Source organism: Natronorubrum sp. A-ect3 (assembly GCF_041821125.1).
In the GTDB taxonomy this organism is placed as follows: Archaea; Halobacteriota; Halobacteria; order Halobacteriales; family Natrialbaceae; genus Natronorubrum; species Natronorubrum bangense.
Window position 1 is genome coordinate 147,815 of record NZ_JBGUBB010000005.1, and the last position, 17,228, is coordinate 165,042.

The window sequence follows — 17,228 nt, forward strand, 5'->3', positions numbered from 1 at the left end:
TGACGAGCGACGCTGGACCTCGCGAAAGAATATGTGCGATGGCCTAGAACAGATTCGGTATGGCATACAGTTACGAGCCACACCGCTTCGAGGAGTTCGAGGAAGGACAGACGTTCCTGAGCCCTGGCCGAACGATCACCGAGACGGACGTCGTCATGCACTCCGCGATGACCAGCGACTGGAACGAGCTGCATACGAACAAAGAACACGCCAAAGAGCGCGATTTCGGCGAACGAATCGTCCACGGCCCGATGACGTTCGTCCAAGCGATCGGGATGGTCATGCGCATCGGTATCCTCGAGCGAACTGCCTACGCGTTCCTCGGCATGAACTATATGGACCTTCCCAATCCGGTCCACATCGGCGATACCGTCTCACTCGAGATCGAAGTTGCCGAAACGAAGTCACTGGACAGTCGTGACGACGTCGGACTGGTCGTCTTCGAAACGGAGATGACGACACAAGACGAGACCGTCGTCTTTCAGGGTGATCTGAAGTTCTTCGTGCTCACGGCCGACGAATAGCCCAACGGTCGTGACAGCTACCGATAGAAGTTTCGAGTCTTCGAGTAGTATTCAGACATGATAGTTTAGCTTTCAAAAGGCGAAACGAGGACCGAGGGAACCGAGATTGGCATCGGTCCGGAACGGATCCACTCGATCGTTGAACCACAAAAAGCAGCTCTGGAGCAGTCGAGAAACAGACTTCCACACCGTTTCGAGCGTCAAACACACGAAATTCGTTCGAATCCATTACAGCGTTGTTCCCACGCTCGAGGGGCGCAATCCGTTGAATACAGCACTCACGAGTCCCAACACCACCGAAACCCGTTCGCTCGAGGTATCAATTAGAGCGACGAAACGCAGTTCCGAAACATCGTATCGAAAACAATATACGAACTCGTAACTACCTATTCAGTGTTATTTTTGACGTGCCGCTTCGAGGTGGCGGCGTTCGATGACGACCTCCGCAGCCCTGGCGTTTGCCTCCTCGGGGTCGTACGCGTCGGCGACCTCCCTGATGGCTTTCATCGAGGCGGTTCGAACCAGCGCCTCGAGGTCTGCACCGGTGTATCCCTCGAGATCCGCCGCCAGCGCCGAGATGTCGATATCGTCGTCGAGTGGCTTCCCGCGCGTGTGGACCTCGAGGATTTTCTCGCGAGCGTCGTGGTCTGGCTCGGGGACGAGCACGTGCGTATCGAGCCGACCGGGTCGAAGGAGGGCAGGGTCGATGTGGTCCTTGCGGTTAGTCGCAGCCAGCACGACAAGGTTCGGGTTCTCGCGCATCCCGTCGAGTTCCGTCAAGAGTTGCGAGACGACGCGTTCGGTGACCTCGTGGCTGCCCTCCCCGCGAGTGGCAGTGATCGCGTCGATCTCGTCGAAGAAAACGATCGACGGCGCGGACTGACGAGCGCGTTCGAACACCTCGCGGATCGCCTTCTCGCTCTCGCCGACGTAGCGGTCGACGATCTCCGGGCCGTCCACACGGACGAAGTTGACGTCGGTTTCACCTGCCAGTGCTCGTGCAAGCAGCGTCTTTCCAGTTCCCGGCGGGCCATAGAGCAAGACACCAGAGGGTGGGCTGGTGTTCGTCTCTTCGAAGAGTTGCTCGTAGGTCAGCGGCCACTCGACAGACTCTCGAAGGACCTGTTTTGCCTCCTCGAGGCCGCCAACGTCCGAAAAGTCTGTCGTCGGCGATTCAGCGACGTACTCGCGCATCGCGGAGGGTTCGACGGCCGCGAGCGCGGCATCGAAGTGGGCTTTCGTGACGGCAGGGTCGCGATTCCACGCCGTGCGGTCGTCGGCGTCGGTCGGCCGATCACGGATCGCAGCCATTGCTGCCTCGCTTGCGACTGCATCGAGATCCGCGCCGACAAAGCCGTGCGTTCGGCGAGCAATCGCGTCAATACTGACGTCATCTGCGAGTGGCATCCCGCGCGTGTGGACCTCGAGGATTTCTTTGCGGCCCGCAACATCGGGGACACCGATCTGGATCTCACGGTCGAATCGGCCGCCACGGCGGAGTGCAGGATCGATCGTATCGACGCGGTTGGTTGCCCCAATGACGATCACCTCGCCACGAGCGTCGAGGCCGTCCATCAGGGTCAGTAGCTGCCCGACGATCCGGTTTTCTGCGTCACCCTCATCGTCGCGGGTGCCGGCGATCGAGTCGATTTCGTCGAAGAAGATGATCGTCGGTGCGTTCGCTTCGGCCGTCTCGAACACTTCACGGAGTCGCCCTTCGGACTCGCCTTTGTATTTCGACATGATCTCCGGGCCGGAAATCGTCTCGAAGTGCGCATCGACCTCGTTGGCGACGGCGCGGGCGATGAGCGTTTTGCCCGTTCCGGGCGGCCCATACAGCAACACACCGGATGGCGGCTCGACGCCGAGTCGTTGGAACAGCTCCGGCTCCGACAGTGGGAGCTCGATCATCTCGCGAACGAGCTCGAGTTCCTCGTCTAACCCGCCGATATCCTCATACGTGACACCAGGTGAGAGCGTCGCTTCGGCGTCGTCGGATGACGAACTCGCCGAACTGGGTTTGTCGCTCTGCGTTTGCTTCCGGTCTCGGCTGGCACTCGAGGAACCACTCCGTTCCGACTCCGTGCCAGTTCCGACGATTCGAACCGTGGTTGTACTCGTAATCCGAACGTCCCCGTCAGGATTGGTCTCGGTGACTTTGAACGGGTTCTGGTCGAGCCCTTCGATCCGGATCTGTTCACCGGCCCGCACCGGACGATTTCGGAGCGTCTTAGCCGCCTTGCGTTCGGCAACACCTTGCTGGCTGGCGGTAAACGACGCCGGCGGAACGAGTGTCACCTGCTCCGCTTCGGCGATCGTCGACGTATCTTTCGTTTGGACAGTAACCGTATCACCAACGTGTGCCTCGGCGTTTGCGCGGGTGTCGCCGTCGATCTGAATGACGTTCTCCGGCACCGACGGATCCGCTGGCCACATCTTCGCGACTGTCGCCTGTTCACCCTCGATTACTACGGTGTCGCCGCTCAACACGCCGAGTTGTCGGCGTGCCAGTTCCGGGATTCGTGCGACACCCCGTCCAGCGTCCCGTTTTTCGGCGGCGCGGACCGTCAGCGACACGCCATCCGAATCCGACTGGCTCATACACTGTTCCTTTCGGGCGGGTCATCTTGAGAATTGTCCCATCAATGGGCGTCGAAATCGGTCGTCCTCAGTGTGCGCCGTCTCAAGAGCAGTTCCAATGGCCACCTCCCGGTCTTATTCACTTGGTTTTTGCCGTAACAGATGCCGAAAGCCGGCATTCTGGCCGTTCTGTAGCGGCTTTACAGGATGTACGCCATTGTCTCCCCGACCGGTGAGTGTTACAGCATTCTTCGATCTGCCGTAACACCGTTCCGTCTGGTTGTTTTGCGCTGTTCGACACACTCCTGTCTCACAGGTCACTCGAAAAATGCTGTACAACGATGTCAGCATGCGTTTCAGCGAGTACAACCGAGTTACACAGCTATCATAACAACGGGACTGATCGCGAGTGCCGTCTCAAGAAAGGCCGTCACTCGAGTCGGGTGCGATGCTCGGCAGCGAGTTCGCGAGCCTGCTCGAGGGTGTGCGTCTCTGTCCAGCGAACGCGATCACCGTCGCCGTAGGCGAGGACCGTCTTGAGTTCGTCGCGGAGGACACCGTGGTCGACGGCGAGCACCGTTCCCGACCCATCGCCGAGTTCGTAGACGCCCGGCCGATCAGGGGCGCTGGCAACGGCGCTTCGATCGAGGTCGCGCCATGGTTTCTGAAGCGGCATGATATTCAGTCGTGCTGGTCGACGTCGTCGGAACTGTCCTCGCTTGCGACGAGTTCGTAGGCGTGTTCGCTCATCTCGTCTTCAGCGAAGACGAACACCCGACCATCGACCAGCGAGAGGTCGGCCTCGACACGGATCGAGTACGCTGCCGTCGACACCGTCACGCCGGGGAACAGGACCTCTTCGTCGTCGCCCTCGAGCATTACGCGACCGACGCCGGTTGATTCGAGGATCTCGTCGTGGGTGTTGCGATCGTTGACGTACGTCATCACGCCTTCGACGCCGTCGGGGTCGGTGACGAGGACGTGGACCTCTTTGCCTGGTGGCGTCTTGAGACCACCTTCGACAGGTTTGGGCGGTCCGTGATAGAAGACGTCCCGGCCGTCGAGATACTCGACGACGATGCCACCCTCGACAAAGTCGACACCGATCGTACTCGGGGCGACGTTGTTTCGTGCGCTCATTAGCCACCGATTCGGCCGGGATGGGGAAAAGCGACCGGTTCCATCGCCACGTCGGCTTGCGACGTCGAGACCGTCAGCCGTAAATACGCGCTCTGAGACGATTCCGGTATGGACGGCCGCGCCGTTGCCCCAGCAGCTGGGACGGTTCTCAACGCGCTTGCAACCGGAACCGGCTCGGCGTTTGCGATCGATCTCGAGACGACAGCCACAGTCGAACTCACCGACGATGGTGAGGTCGACGCCGAGATCGCCGGCCAGCCCGACGCTGATACGACACTCGTCGAGCGCTGTGCCGAGTTCACGATCGCTGACTACGCCGACGCTGCAGGAGTCGACGAATCAGCTATGGGTGCTCGAGTGGAGACGAACAGCGACGTCCCGATGGCTTCGGGATTGAAGAGTTCAAGCGCTGCGGCGAACGCGACCGTGATGGCGACGCTCGATGCACTCGCGGTTGCCGACACAGTCGACCGAATTGACGCCTGTCGGCTCGGTGTCCGAGCAGCCCGTGACGCCGGCGTCACCGTCACCGGCGCGTTCGACGATGCCAGCGCGAGCATGCTCGGCGGCGTGACGGTCACCGACAACACGGCCGACGAACTGCTCGCCCGCGAAGAAGTCGACTGGCACGCACTGGTCTACACGCCACCCGAACAGTCATTTAGCGCCGACGCCGACGTCTCCGCCTGCGAGCGAATCGCACCGATGGCCGACCTCGTCGCGGAGCTCGCCTTGGATGGGCGCTACGGCGAGGCGATGACGGTCAACGGCTTCGCATTTTGCGGTGCCCTCGACTTTTCGACCGGGCCGATGATCGATGCCTTGCCCGATGTCGCCGGCGTCTCGCTGTCCGGCACCGGGCCGAGCTACGTCGCCGTTGGCGAGCGCGAGACGCTCGAGACGGTACAGGACCGATGGAACGAACGCGACGGAACGACACGATTACTGCAGACGCGAACCGACGGGACACAGATCCAATGACTCGAGAAACAGCCACGAACGAAGGGACGGAGAACCGAACGCCGGACGAAATGAGCCTCGACGAACTTCGCGAGGAGATTCAAACGATCGACCGCGAAATCGTCGAACTGATCGCCCAGCGAACGTACGTCGCGGACACGATTGCCCAGGTCAAAGACGAACAGGGACTGCCGACGACCGACGAAACACAGGAACAGCAGGTCATGGATCGGGCAGGCGACAACGCAGAGCAGTTCGACGTCGACGCCAACCTTGTGAAAGCGATCTTCCGACTGCTGATCGAGTTGAACAAGGTCGAACAAAGGGATAGTAGATAGCACTAATCGAGTTTCTAAGCGCGTGTAACGCCCAATAAGCGATTGGAAATCTTCCGGTTGCTGTTCAGTTGGTTCGTGTTGAATGGTTTGAGCAGTAGACCGATCACCAGAACCAGCGGACACTACACGTGCAAATACATCACTTGTCTGAGTGAGCGTATCGGTCGTACAGCCACCACGGAACATCAAGTACCATAGCCAGTGCGACTGCTACTCCGAGTCCAACCAGTAACCCATCCGTGAGTCGAATTGCGAGGAAGACTGCAATACCGCTCACAGCAACTCTTGCCACTCGATTCAGGTTCCAATCAAAAAGGGCGGACCGAAGCGCGGACATACTGTTTGATTAGGTAGACTGAATTATAATCATTCTGTAAACCAAGGAGTGCCAACCAGTACACGCACGCTCTAAACTGATCACAGCAGATACGTCAGTCCAGTCCGAGACTCAGTTTCAACGCCCCGTCCACCGCCTCCATCGTCTCCCCGTCGAGGCTTCCAAGCACTGAGTGAATCCGTTTTTTGATAGAGACGACACGAATCTGGTCGAGGCGGATCGAGGAATCTTTCTCGAACGGTGACTCCGCTGCTTTGACGAGAACCTCGAACGGATAGCCCCTGTACGTCCCTGTCGCAGGCGCAACGATAGTCGTGCTGGCATTTTTGTTCCCAACGTCGTTCTGGACGACTACTGCGGGGCGAGTTTTCTTCATCTCGTGCCCTTCAGCAGGATCAAACCGAACGATAACAACGTCGCCGCGACGAATTTCGGAGCCCTCGCTCATTTATCCAGCCCGCTCCACGCCCCGTCCGACGCCTCGTCCCACTCTTTTGCAAGCTCTTCCGCACTTTCAGAAGCCTCGCGATATGCGGCAGCCAGTTCGTCCTCGTCGGGATGGTCAGATTCTACTTCGACGACAGCGACGGTTACACGCTTGTTCGCGTACTCCGTCCCGAGGTAGATTCGGCCTCGGTCGTCAGTCTCGTTGGTCTGGAGGTCTCGCGCATCCACTTTCGTCATGTTACTGGATAGATTCTACTACCGAATAAGTTTTGCCCACTATTACCCACTAGTATATTTTCGATGGATCGTACCATGGATTTTGTCTACCTGAACCAGCGAGAAATCAGGGAGCCGAACGCCGAAATCGGACAGGTCATGTTTCGCTGTGGGACTCAGTCCCGGTTCCGATACCGCTCATCCCACCGCGGTCCGGCACGACTCGAGAGCACGAACCCGATCCCACCGAACCCGAACCCGGAAAAGACGAGTGCGAGTGCAACCGTCGTCGACGGCGGCACAACGACGAAACCGGCGACCAGCGTCGGCACGAGCGCGACGGCGACGCCGACGGTAAAGAGCGTAAAGCGGACGGCATCGAAGAGGAACTCGTTAGGATCGAAGCCAGCAATGTAGACGGTCAGCCCGTAGTAGTACAGCGCATAGCCCGCCAGCAGGATCGCGCCGACAACGGCGTCGAGCAGGGTCGCCTCGAACCAGTAGACTGCCCCCAGATACGGCACCGCGACAGTCGGCGCACCGACGAGGACGAAGGCGATCCGCTTCGCCCGGAACACATCCGCAATCGAGACCGGGTAGATGAGATACGCCTCGAGCGAATCGAACTGGGTCAGCCAGTTGTACGTGGTAAAGGCGGTCAGCCCGAGGACGCCACCGAAGAAAATCCCCGGCGCGGGTGCGATACCGGTGATCGTCTCGACGAGGCCGACGAGCGCGAGCAGGATCCCAGCCGAGACGAACGGTTTCCAGACGCCGCCGGACGAGCGCGCCAGATCGAGTAATGTCTTCGAGACGAGAGCACTCGTCGCCGCCTCGAGTGACAGTCCGTCGCTGAGCTGGGCGAACCGATCACCGGCCGTGCGTGCTGGACGCCCGTAGGTGGGATCATACAGCGTCAGCGATGCTGCGCCGATGAGAACGGTTCCGAGTACCAACCCGCCCGCGCTGGCCACCGAGCCAGTGATCGGGACGAAGACGGTCCAGGCCGCTCGAGTCCCACCCATCGCCCACAGACTGCCAGCACTGAAAACGATCGTCCCGACAAGTGCCCACGCCGGCACGCCGCGAGTCCGCAGCGCGATCAGGGCGACAGTCAAGACCATGCCGGCGACGAACGACAGCGACAGCGAGAGCCAGAGCGCACCCACGGCAACCGGCGTCCGTGCCGAGAGTCCGACCAGCACCGCATTACTGGCCGCCATCGGTAACACGAACGCGACCGCGTAGAACAGGGCGTCTTTGAGCAAGAACAGCCCCAGCAGCCGACGCCGAGACAGCGGCAGCGTCGCTGGCGTCGAGAGGACAAGCGACAGCTTCCCAAAGACGTTCTCGAGCATATCCGAGCCCGCGAAGCCGGCGGTCCCGCTGTAGAGGCCAAAACCGAGCGCGAGAACGTGCAGTCCGGTTACGATCGTCCCGTCTGCGGTGCCAGTCTCACGGAGCGCAATCGTCGCGCCGACAGCGAGGGTGGCGATCACAGCCGGAAAGAGTGCGAATCGCCAACCGCCGAACAGACGCGTGTGGAGCCGCCACTCCTCACGAAAGAGGACGGCAAACAGCTGCCAGGTCGTCGGCCCCTGGCGAGCGGACGCGCCACTCATCGGTCCGACCCAAGCTGTTCGAGCGACGGCGCATCGCGGACGTCCGTCTCATTGACCTGCTCGAGAAATACCTCGAGCAACGAATCGTCGCCGGCATCTGCAGTCGATGCACGACTGGTCGTCGAACGTGGCGCAGTGTGTCCCTCAAGCGAGCGCTCGGCCACAAGCTCGCCGTTGGCGACGATGCCGACCCGCGTGCAGATCTCTTCGGCGACGTCGATATTGTGTGTGGAAACGAAGACAGCGTTATCGCCGGCCGCATAGGAGACGAGAAACTGCTTGACTTGCTCCTGGACGAGCGGGTCGAGGTTCGCCAGCGGCTCGTCGATCACGACGACGTCGGGTTCGTGTAAGAACGCCTGTGTGAGCATCACCTTCTGCTGTTGGCCCCGCGAGAGATCGGTGTGAAGCGTCTCGAGTTTGCGTTCGAACCCGAGTCGGGTCGCCCAGCGATCGGTTCGCTCGGCGACAGTGTCGGGGTCGAGGTCGCGAACGCTGCCGACGAACTCGAGATACTCCCGCGGCGTCAGAAAGCTCGGCGGCGATCCCTGCTCGGGGACGATACCGACACAACGTCGCGTCTCGAGTGGGTCTGCGACGGGATCTGTTCCAAGGATTCGGACCGTTCCAGAGTCCGGCCGAATCTGGCCGGTCAGAACACGAATCGTCGTTGTCTTGCCGGCTCCGTTCGGACCGAGAAAGCCGTACAGTTCGCCCCGTTCGACGCCGAAACTCAATCCATCGACTGCCCGAACGTCACCATAGGACTTCACCAGCCCATCGACCTGAATCACACCCATTGACTGGGCGATGGTTCACAGGAGCTGATAATTATACTGTCGGCTGTTACTGGCTGTGGACAATACTGAGATCGATAAGCACCGAACTCCACAGCGTGCTAGCCACACGTTCGGCAGGCCGATTCAGAACTCCGTCCCGCGACGTGCCCGCTGGCCATCGTCGATCGGGTGTTTCATTTTCCGGACGTTCGTGATCAGGTCTGCCCGTTCCTCGAGATACGACGGCTCGGCGTGGCTCCCAGAGAGGACGAGTTCGAGCCCCGCAGGCTTGGCGTCGATCAGGCCGTGGACGTCATCCTCACTGAGCAGTCCACGGTCCGCGGCGTACAGCACTTCGTCGAGGATCAGCATGTGCACCCCATCTTCCGGCGGCGAATCGAGGTCGATCGGCGCGTCAAGGTCGGCGTCTGTAGCCGCTTCGAGCAGTTCGTGGGCGCGCTCGAGGCCCGCCCGCGCCTCCACCTCGTGATCCGCTTCGTCACTCCCATCGGCCATGCCGTGCCAGCCGTAGTGGCCGAGATTCTCGTAGCTGAGCCCTGGCAGCGCCTCGATCGCGTTGTACTCACCACGGACCGCTTCGACGCTCGAGGCCCCGCCTTTCATAAACTGAAGCATATGGACGCGGTAGCCGTGGCCGGCAGCGCGCAGTGCCATCCCGAGCGTGGCTGTCGTCTTCCCTTTGCCATCACCCCACCAGACCTGCACGAGGCCGAACTCCTCGGGTGCGGACGGTTCGATTACTTCGGCTTCCGGCGTTCGTCCCTGCCCAGGTGTGTTTTCGATCCCCGCTTTGGATGGCTGATCGTCGCTCATACGGTTGCCGTCGGGCCGGTTGCACATGTAAGTAGCCCATTGATCCGTGTCCCGACCACCCGGATCGGACGGACCAAATACGTCTTTAGTCTCCACCGCGAAGGTAGTGGCACCCAGATGCCACTCGAGTTCTCATCGTCCGGCGACACGCCCGACCTCGAGCGCGTCATTAGCGTGCTGGACGATGCCGACTGCCGGAAGATTATCTCGGTACTCGAGGAGCCAAAGACCGTCCACAAAATCGCAGACGAGGCCGACCTTCCGCTCTCGACGGCCTATCGCAAACTCGACCGGCTGACCGAGGCCGAACTGGTCAACGAAACCGTCGGGGTTCGACAGGGCCGCCATCACAAATCACGCTACGTGTCGACGTTCGACCAGATTTCGATCAGCTTCGACGATAAACAGGAGCTCTGTGTCGATATCGGTCGCTCGGACGATCAGTCACTCGAGATCTGGTCGAACGCCACACGGAAGTTTTGATTGCCAGATGGGGAGTTCGCTACGAGTCCGACTCGGCACCAGCGCCAGTGTCGGTCGACGACGACTCCATCCCGAGATCTTGTCCTTCCTTGATCGCCTGCGCTTCCTGTTCCATCGCCTCGATATCCATCTCGGTATCCTCAATCTCACCGATGATCTCGCTGATATCATCTAGGCCGATCAGTTCGCGCGTCTCCGCATCGAACTCGAGGCTTTCGAGTTGCTGGCCATCCGCCTTGACATCGCTCCCGGAGAGATGCTTGCCGTAGCGGCCGACCATCGAGGAGAGTTCCTGTGGGAGAATAAACGTCGACGACTCGCTGTGACCGATCTCAGCGAGGGTATCCATCCCTTTGTCGATGATGGCACGCTCACCCATCGATTCGGCCGAACGAGCGCGCAGGACCGTCGAAATCGAATCACCCTGTGCCTCGAGGATTTGGCTCTGTTTCTCACCCTGTGCGCGGATGATCGCGCTCTGTTTGTCTCCTTCTGCTTTCTCGATGGCGCTCCGGCGTTCTCCCTGTGCCTCGAGAATCATCGCTCGACGTCGGCGTTCGGCGGAGGTCTGTTGCTCCATCGCACCTTTGACGCCCTGAGATGGCGTCACCTCGCGAACCTCGACGCTTTCGACGCGGATACCCCACTCGTCCGTGGGCTCGTCGAGTTCGGTCCGAATCCGCTCGTTGATCATCTCGCGCCGACTGAGCGTATCATCGAGTTCCATGTCACCGATGACGGCACGCAGCGTGGTCTGGGCGAGGTTCGAGACCGCGAGTTCGTAGTCCTCGACCTCGAGGAACGCTCGTTTGGCGTCCATCACTCTGATGTAGACGACAGCGTCGGCAGTCACCGGCGAGTTGTCGCGGGTGATCGCTTCTTGCCTCGGCACGTCAATCGTCTGGGTCCGCATGTCGAACGTGTAGACCCGTGAGACGAACGGCGGCACGATGTTGAGCCCTGGCTCGAGCAGTTTGCGATACTCACCGAAGACGGTCAGTGCACCCTTGTTATAGGCGTCAACGATCTCGACCAACTGCCAGACGGTGATGGCGACAACCACGAGGGCGATCGCCCCGACAGTCAGCAGTGGATCACCGACCTGCAAGGGCCCGAGTGACAAGATGTTCATCATGCAAGCTAGGGACGCTGGCCGAATAACGTTTGGCCCTCGTGATCACATTCCACGCCGGCCAACGAGATCTGAATCTGTCGGTCCCTGCCCATCGAATTCGTCCACGAAGGCATCCAGTTTCGACGGCCTCGTCGCACCCAGAAGTTGTGTCTCTGTCGTGGAACACGCCGCATCCACGCCGAGTCGGTCACAGACGAGATCGGCCGTCGCCTCCGCCATCGCTCGGTACGTCGTCAGCTTGCCGCCGACGATACTGACGAAGTTTTCGACGCCGTCAGTGGCGTGATCGAGTCGGTGAAATCCGCGAGAGATTCCACGGCCACCCTGAGCGGCCTCCTCTGGCTCGTACAGCGGTCGGACACCCCACCACGTTCGAACGTGGTCGACCTGGGCGACCGACGGAAGCATCGCCGCACACTCGGTCACCGTCTGTTCGACCTCCCAGTCGCTCCGTTCGTACTCGTCCGGATCGTCAACCGGGACGCTCGTCGTTCCGAGGACGACCTCGTCGTCGTGTGGCACGATAATATCGCCGTCGGCCGGATCGCGACATCGGTTGAGCACCGGCTCGAGACCGTCGTATTCGACCGAGATCATGACACCTCTCGTCGGCCGCATCTCGACTGAGAGACCTGCCAGCCCGGCGACTGCTCCGGCGTGAGCACCGGCTGCATTCACGACGTACGTCGGTTCGATGGTGTCGTCGACGTCGCCACCAAGTGAGACTGACGCGATTCGTCCGTTCTCGACGGTCATCTCCGTCACCGGTGCGTGTGGATAGATCCGCGCACCATGGTCGCGAGCATCGGCGGCGTTCGCTGCAACCAGTCGAGATGGGAGAACAACGCCATCGGGAACCCACATGGCTCGCTCGACGGCGTCAGTGAGGCCTGGAACCGCGGCTCGAGCCGTCTTGCCGTCGACCACTTCGATTGGGATCCCAAGCTCTTCGCACGCCGTACGTTTTGCCTCGAAGACGGCAGGGTCGTCCTCGCGCAGTTGGACGAACAAGCCCCTTGTCTCCCGGAGACACTCCCCTGCGATATCGCGGAGGATTCGGTTCTCCTCGAGGCACTCGAGTGCGCCTTCGGGATCGCTCTCAGCGTAGCGAGCACCGCTGTGGAGCAGCCCATGCGAGCGACCCGATGCGCCAGCCGAGAGCCCGTCACGGTCGACGAGCGTCACATCAACGCCTCGAAGGCTGAGGTCTCTCGCGATCCCTGCCCCAGTCGCGCCACCACCGATGACGAGGACGGCCGTTTGGCGAGTCATATTCGAACGACGGGTTCCAGACGGACGAACCTTTCATTGCCGGCGAGATGGACGGCATCGTTGTTCTGGCTCTCGAGCGGCGAGGAAGCGAGTCGGTCGGTGTCGAAAATAGCGCCTCTAGGGACTGTACTCCGGCGACTGGGCTTCGATCGTCTCGGCGACGTTGTCGAGTTCTTCACCGATCGTCGCGATGAGATCGTCGAGCGTTGCGATCCCCACAAGTTCGCCGTCGTCGTCGACGATCGGGAACCGGCGAACGTTGTGTTCGGCGATCGCGTTCGAGACCGCGATCGGGTCTTCTTCCTCGTGGATCGTCGCCGGGTTTTCGGTCATCACGTCTTCGACCGAGACGGACCCGACGTCATCGTGTTCATGGATCGCAAGCGCGGCGTCACGGTCGGTGATCATTCCGACGGGTTCGTCGTCCTCTGTGATGACGATTGACCCGACGTTTTCGCTGTCCAACATCTCAGTGACGTCACTCAGTTCGCTGTCTCGATTCGTCGTTACGACGGTTTCGGGACCGAGTTTGCCGACAGACATAGTCACGAGCACCGATGGCAGGAATGGTATTCAACCTACAGCTTTCGAGTGAACGCCGTTCAGTTTCTCAAAACGTTGTTCCAGAATACGGTGTATACAAACTCGAGCTGTGCTGGGAAGCCGTCGAACGAACAGTGCTGAAAGCAAAAGCTGAGGATCGCATGATGGTCTGGGGCTGACATGCCCATCGTGTTTCCGTTTTCGGGATCCACAGAGGGACAATCTCACAGGCTGAAATGGTTATCGGTTCGGTGGGGTCGTTGTGTTGTGCTTCGTTATCATCACCACCTCAACCACAGTTAGTATACGTCCAATAATAAATCTTTTTGATTAGGCAGTATCTATCTATCCGAGTTTAAGATAGATGTTTGTCCACAGATAGCGCTTGAGGAATCCGATAACTGTTTTTCGGACTGATTAGTGGCTGATTTTTACTCGGTTGTTAGGTTGGCAACGTCGTAACAGCCTGTTGGCAACGCCGTCATGGCCTCTAAGCAACACTCCAACAGCATCGACGGGACACACCGACCACACAGCCACTGTGCAGTCACGTGTTCACTGGCCGGGATCCGAGAGTCGGTGTGGTCGTACGCGGTCGAACAAAAATGCGACGAGAAAGCGGCCGTATCGAGGGCTACAGTAGCCACTGACCGTCAGTGCGTACCCGATCGCACAACTGTCGTGCGATCAGTGTGCAAACAGTTTCAGTTGTTACGATAGTCGAATCGGGTCCGACGGAAAGTCGTTGGATGCTCAAGCGCTCAGTGAGAACGTGGTGTCACGTTCTCCGAAAACTTCTCGCGAACTTTTTCGACTTTCGGCGCTGCGTGCATTGAGCAGTAGGCGTCGTTTGGATTCTTTTCGAAGTAGTTCTGATGATACTCCTCTGCCTCGTAGAACGTCTCGAGTGGCTCGATTTCGGTGACGATCCCCTCGTACAGTCCCTCCGTCTCGAGTTCTGCAGCGAACGCCTCAGCGGTCTCGAGTTGGTCGTCGCTGTGGGCATAGATCGCCGACCGGTACTGGGAGCCGATGTCGGGTCCTTCGCGGTCTTTCGTGGTCGGATCGTGGATCGTAAAGAAGACCTCGAGGAGATCCTCGTACGCGATCGTCTCGGGATCGTACTCAAGTTGGACGACCTCAGCGTGGCCAGTCCGGCCCGAACAGACCGCGTTGTAGCTTGGATCGTCGGTATGCCCACCCGCGTAGCCAGAGATGACGGATTCGACGCCGTCGAGTTCCTCGAACGCCGCTTCGACACACCAGAAACAGCCGCCGCCGAACGTTGCACGTTCCATATCGGCTTTCGGGGACGCTGGAGGAAAGATGTGACGGCTGCCCCAACTTCCGTTTCTGCCTCGGTGGCAAGGAATTTCACGGTGGCCGAGAAACCCGGACGTATGTCATGGGAAACCGTACAACTCGACTGGGATGGAGCCGTTGCAACACTGACCGTCGACCGACCGGACGCGCTTAACGCGTTGAACGTCCCAACGCTCGAGGCGATGGGCGAAGCGCTCACCGAAGCCGCTGACGAGGGCGCTCGCGCACTCGTGTTGACCGGTGCTGGCGATGATGCGTTTATCGCCGGGGCGGACATCGCGTATATGCAGGACCTCGAGACACCGAAAGCCCAGGAGTGGGGCGAACTCGGCCACGACGTTGCAGACGCCCTCGAGGCGTTCCCCGCGCCGACGATCGCCGCCGTCAACGGCTACGCCTTCGGCGGCGGCTGTGAGATGGCCATGGCCTGTGATCTGCGCGTGGCGAGTGAGTCGGCTCTGATCGGCAACACGGAGATCGATCTCGGCATCATTCCCGGCTGGGGTGGCACCCAGCGCCTGCCGGAACTCGTCGGCGACGAGACCGCACGGCGGATGATCTTCCTCGGCGAGCGACTCGACGCCGAATCGGCCGCCGAAGCCGGCTTGTTCGGTGAGGTCGTCGCTGATGAAGATCTCGAGGACACCGTCACCGAACTCGCCGAACAGATCGCCGCGAAGCCAGCCGTCGCGATGCGCGCGGCCAAGCAGGCGATCAACCAGCGCCACGAGGGCCCACAGGCGGCCGGACTCACATACGAACAGCGCGCCTTCGCCAGTCTGTTCGGTACGCCGGACCAGCGCGAGGGGATGACGGCGTTCGTCGAGAATCGAGATCCAGAGTTCGAGTAACGACGGCACGTCGCTGAACGGTACTGCACGCCTATCACACTGCAACGACGAAATGTGATGGATCGTTTCACATGGTTTGCTGTCCCTGTTTCCCGGCGCGACCGCGAACCGCGTGCGGTCGCGCCGGCACTAATTGACAGCCAACCGTATCAGTTGTTACAGTAGCCACTGAAAATCAATGAACACCACACCGCACGGTGGCTGTGCGATACGTGTGTAAATCGGTTCGGTTGGTACTATATTATAAATTCCACCATATCCGACCCCATGAGTTGAAACGAATTCACTCGAACGATGGGGACACAAAGCATGGTGGAAGTATATAAAAGAGCGGCTACAGTTGAATCACTTGAACGGGTGGTCGAAATTCGAACTGATAGAACAGTTATGTCCAGTTGACCCCAGAATGTCCGGAAAGTCTGTTAAGATATATCTATTAGATCAAGAACATCGTCAAACCGGTTGTTCTCCCTCAAGACGTTGACCGTAGTATCGAGGTCCGTATTTATTTCCCAGTAGTACTTCGGACCGCCGCGTGACCCGCCACTTCGTTTTGCACCCGAGACAACACCGATCATATCCAAATCATGAAGATGGCTCCGTACTCTTCGCATTGCAATCGAGTTCGTATCCACGTGCGACGTGATATCCGTGTACCGCGAGTACACCTCTGGTGTTGGAGAAGGAGTCTCATCCTCAGCCGTTAATGAAGTGAGTGCGAGTAGCGCCAACTGATCCTGTATTGTCAGGTCGCGGATACTCTGTGCGATATTCATCTGCTCAACGTGGTCTTCAGCTTCGCGGACGTGCTCTTCAGAGACGTTCGATTCGTCGTTGAGTGCGGCAAACTCGCCGGCCTTGTACAGATACCGGATCGCCTGCCGCGCCGAGCCCAAGTCTTGAGCAGCGAGCGCCGCCGCCAGTGCAATCGCCTCCTGCGTGACGGCACCATCGACAAATGCTTTCTCTGATCGACGGTTGAGAATGCTCCGTAACTGACTGGCATCGTACGGTGGGAAGTGAATTTCGACCTCACAGAGCGAATCCTTGGCGCGGGGGTCAAGCTCGTCGTAGAACGTCATGTCGTTGCTGATTCCGATCACGGAGACATCCATGTCCTCTATATGGCCATTGTCACGTGCCCGTGGCAGTTCATACAGGATCATATCCTTGTTGCCAATATTGTCGACCTCGTCGAGGACGATAACGACGATTCCACCGATCTCTTGAAACGCATCATACAGCCGCGTGAACACCATTCGCTTCGGATGGCCATTTGGGTTCTCACCGGTTAGTTGCTCGACAAGATCACACGCGACCTGATACGAGGAATGATGGCCTTTGCACGTCTGAAAGATTGTGGTCAGGCTAATTTCGCTCCGGTCTTCGACTTCGTCCTGCAGTTCCTCGAGGAGAAATCGTGCGGCCGCCGTCTTCCCTTGTCCAGGCTTACCATACAGAAACGCGTTATGCGGTGGCGCATCGTTCAGAACGGGAGAAAGGACCTCCAATCCTAGTCGTTTGAGCTGTGTTTCCCGTTCTGGAAGGTCGTTCGGCGTATAGCTTTCTTTCAGGATGCGCTCACTCTCGAAGATTGCTGATCTGTCCTGAAAGTACTCGGTCATGATAGGGAATAAAACACTCATTGTATAAATAACCGTAGTGTCTAGAATACCCCGGAATGTCCAGAAATACGAGAATGGATTCAAACTAGCCCCCACCCCCGGGGGCGTCCGGAATTAGCGGGAAAAGAGACCACCACAGAAACGAGTGAGCCAGCTGTCGAAGACCAGGGATAAAATATCGACTCTGCTGGTAACTCGGAACACTGGGAATTAGAGAAC

General features: G+C 59.4%; 18 protein-coding genes. 5 read left to right on the forward strand and 13 right to left on the reverse strand.

The window, feature by feature from the left end:
- The first annotated feature begins 59 nt into the window (after window positions 1–59).
- Window positions 60–524 carry a MaoC/PaaZ C-terminal domain-containing protein gene (locus tag ACERJA_RS15630; RefSeq protein ID WP_373609174.1) on the forward strand — a complete coding sequence of 155 codons (465 nt, stop codon included), beginning with the start codon at window positions 60–62 and terminating at the stop codon, window positions 522–524.
- A 396-nt stretch (window positions 525–920) separates the two neighbouring features.
- On the opposite strand, the gene ACERJA_RS15635 is transcribed toward ACERJA_RS15630, so the two are convergent.
- The 3 genes from ACERJA_RS15635 to ACERJA_RS15645 form a co-directional block, all read right to left on the reverse strand.
- Window positions 921–3,125 (reverse strand): AAA family ATPase, encoded by a 2,205-nt coding sequence (locus tag ACERJA_RS15635; protein ID WP_373609175.1) that lies wholly within the window; start codon window positions 3,123–3,125, stop codon window positions 921–923.
- Window positions 3,126–3,534: 409 nt separating this feature from the next.
- Window positions 3,535–3,780, reverse strand: a complete 246-nt coding sequence (locus ACERJA_RS15640; RefSeq protein ID WP_373609176.1) for a hypothetical protein — start codon at window positions 3,778–3,780, stop codon at window positions 3,535–3,537.
- Window positions 3,781–3,785: 5 nt separating this feature from the next.
- Entirely contained in the window at window positions 3,786–4,244 is a 459-nt protein-coding gene (locus tag ACERJA_RS15645; protein ID WP_373609177.1) for a DUF5796 family protein, read from the reverse strand.
- Window positions 4,245–4,352: 108 nt separating this feature from the next.
- Here ACERJA_RS15645 and ACERJA_RS15650 point away from each other — a divergent pair, with 108 nt between their 5' ends.
- Window positions 4,353–5,225 (forward strand): shikimate kinase, encoded by an 873-nt coding sequence (locus ACERJA_RS15650; RefSeq protein WP_373609178.1) that lies wholly within the window; start codon window positions 4,353–4,355, stop codon window positions 5,223–5,225.
- On the forward strand, window positions 5,222–5,542 hold the full coding sequence (locus ACERJA_RS15655) for a chorismate mutase (protein ID WP_373609180.1): 321 nt from the start codon (window positions 5,222–5,224) through the stop codon (window positions 5,540–5,542). The genes ACERJA_RS15650 and ACERJA_RS15655 overlap by 4 nt, the downstream gene beginning before the upstream one ends.
- A 431-nt stretch (window positions 5,543–5,973) precedes the next feature.
- On the opposite strand, the gene ACERJA_RS15660 is transcribed toward ACERJA_RS15655, so the two are convergent.
- The 5 genes from ACERJA_RS15660 to ACERJA_RS15680 form a co-directional block, all read right to left on the reverse strand.
- Complete coding sequence (locus ACERJA_RS15660; protein ID WP_373609181.1) at window positions 5,974–6,327, reverse strand: type II toxin-antitoxin system PemK/MazF family toxin; 354 nt, start codon at window positions 6,325–6,327, stop codon at window positions 5,974–5,976.
- A complete protein-coding gene (locus ACERJA_RS15665; RefSeq protein WP_373609182.1) occupies window positions 6,324–6,563 on the reverse strand; it encodes a hypothetical protein in 240 nt (79 codons plus the stop codon). Before ACERJA_RS15665 ends, ACERJA_RS15660 begins: the two co-directional genes overlap by 4 nt.
- 155 nt (window positions 6,564–6,718) lie before the next feature.
- Entirely contained in the window at window positions 6,719–8,164 is a 1,446-nt protein-coding gene (locus ACERJA_RS15670) for a hypothetical protein (RefSeq protein WP_373609183.1), read from the reverse strand.
- Window positions 8,161–8,964 carry an ABC transporter ATP-binding protein gene (locus ACERJA_RS15675; protein WP_373609184.1) on the reverse strand — a complete coding sequence of 268 codons (804 nt, stop codon included), beginning with the start codon at window positions 8,962–8,964 and terminating at the stop codon, window positions 8,161–8,163. The genes ACERJA_RS15670 and ACERJA_RS15675 overlap by 4 nt, the downstream gene beginning before the upstream one ends.
- Before the next feature lie 123 nt (window positions 8,965–9,087).
- On the reverse strand, window positions 9,088–9,777 hold the full coding sequence (locus tag ACERJA_RS15680) for a cob(I)yrinic acid a,c-diamide adenosyltransferase (protein WP_006067351.1): 690 nt from the start codon (window positions 9,775–9,777) through the stop codon (window positions 9,088–9,090).
- A 117-nt stretch (window positions 9,778–9,894) separates the two neighbouring features.
- Between ACERJA_RS15680 and ACERJA_RS15685 the strand changes: the two genes are divergently transcribed.
- A complete protein-coding gene (locus ACERJA_RS15685) occupies window positions 9,895–10,260 on the forward strand; it encodes a helix-turn-helix domain-containing protein (protein ID WP_006067352.1) in 366 nt (121 codons plus the stop codon).
- A 19-nt stretch (window positions 10,261–10,279) separates the two neighbouring features.
- On the opposite strand, the gene ACERJA_RS15690 is transcribed toward ACERJA_RS15685, so the two are convergent.
- From ACERJA_RS15690 to msrA, 4 genes are all read right to left on the reverse strand, one after another.
- On the reverse strand, window positions 10,280–11,392 hold the full coding sequence (locus tag ACERJA_RS15690; RefSeq protein WP_373609185.1) for an SPFH domain-containing protein: 1,113 nt from the start codon (window positions 11,390–11,392) through the stop codon (window positions 10,280–10,282).
- Window positions 11,393–11,437: 45 nt separating this feature from the next.
- Window positions 11,438–12,667 carry an FAD-dependent oxidoreductase gene (locus tag ACERJA_RS15695; RefSeq protein WP_373609187.1) on the reverse strand — a complete coding sequence of 410 codons (1,230 nt, stop codon included), beginning with the start codon at window positions 12,665–12,667 and terminating at the stop codon, window positions 11,438–11,440.
- A 117-nt stretch (window positions 12,668–12,784) separates the two neighbouring features.
- Window positions 12,785–13,210, reverse strand: coding sequence for a CBS domain-containing protein (locus ACERJA_RS15700; protein ID WP_373609188.1), 426 nt, complete (start codon window positions 13,208–13,210; stop codon window positions 12,785–12,787).
- Window positions 13,211–13,971: 761 nt separating this feature from the next.
- Window positions 13,972–14,508: a peptide-methionine (S)-S-oxide reductase MsrA gene (msrA, locus tag ACERJA_RS15705; RefSeq protein ID WP_373609189.1), complete on the reverse strand. Its 537-nt coding sequence runs from the start codon at window positions 14,506–14,508 to the stop codon at window positions 13,972–13,974.
- A 102-nt stretch (window positions 14,509–14,610) separates the two neighbouring features.
- On the opposite strand from msrA, the gene ACERJA_RS15710 reads away from it, so the two are divergent.
- Window positions 14,611–15,384, forward strand: a complete 774-nt coding sequence (locus ACERJA_RS15710; RefSeq protein WP_006067357.1) for an enoyl-CoA hydratase/isomerase family protein — start codon at window positions 14,611–14,613, stop codon at window positions 15,382–15,384.
- Window positions 15,385–15,806: 422 nt separating this feature from the next.
- On the opposite strand, the gene ACERJA_RS15715 is transcribed toward ACERJA_RS15710, so the two are convergent.
- A complete protein-coding gene (locus ACERJA_RS15715; protein ID WP_373609191.1) occupies window positions 15,807–17,093 on the reverse strand; it encodes a Cdc6/Cdc18 family protein in 1,287 nt (428 codons plus the stop codon).
- Window positions 17,094–17,228 lie beyond the last annotated feature (135 nt).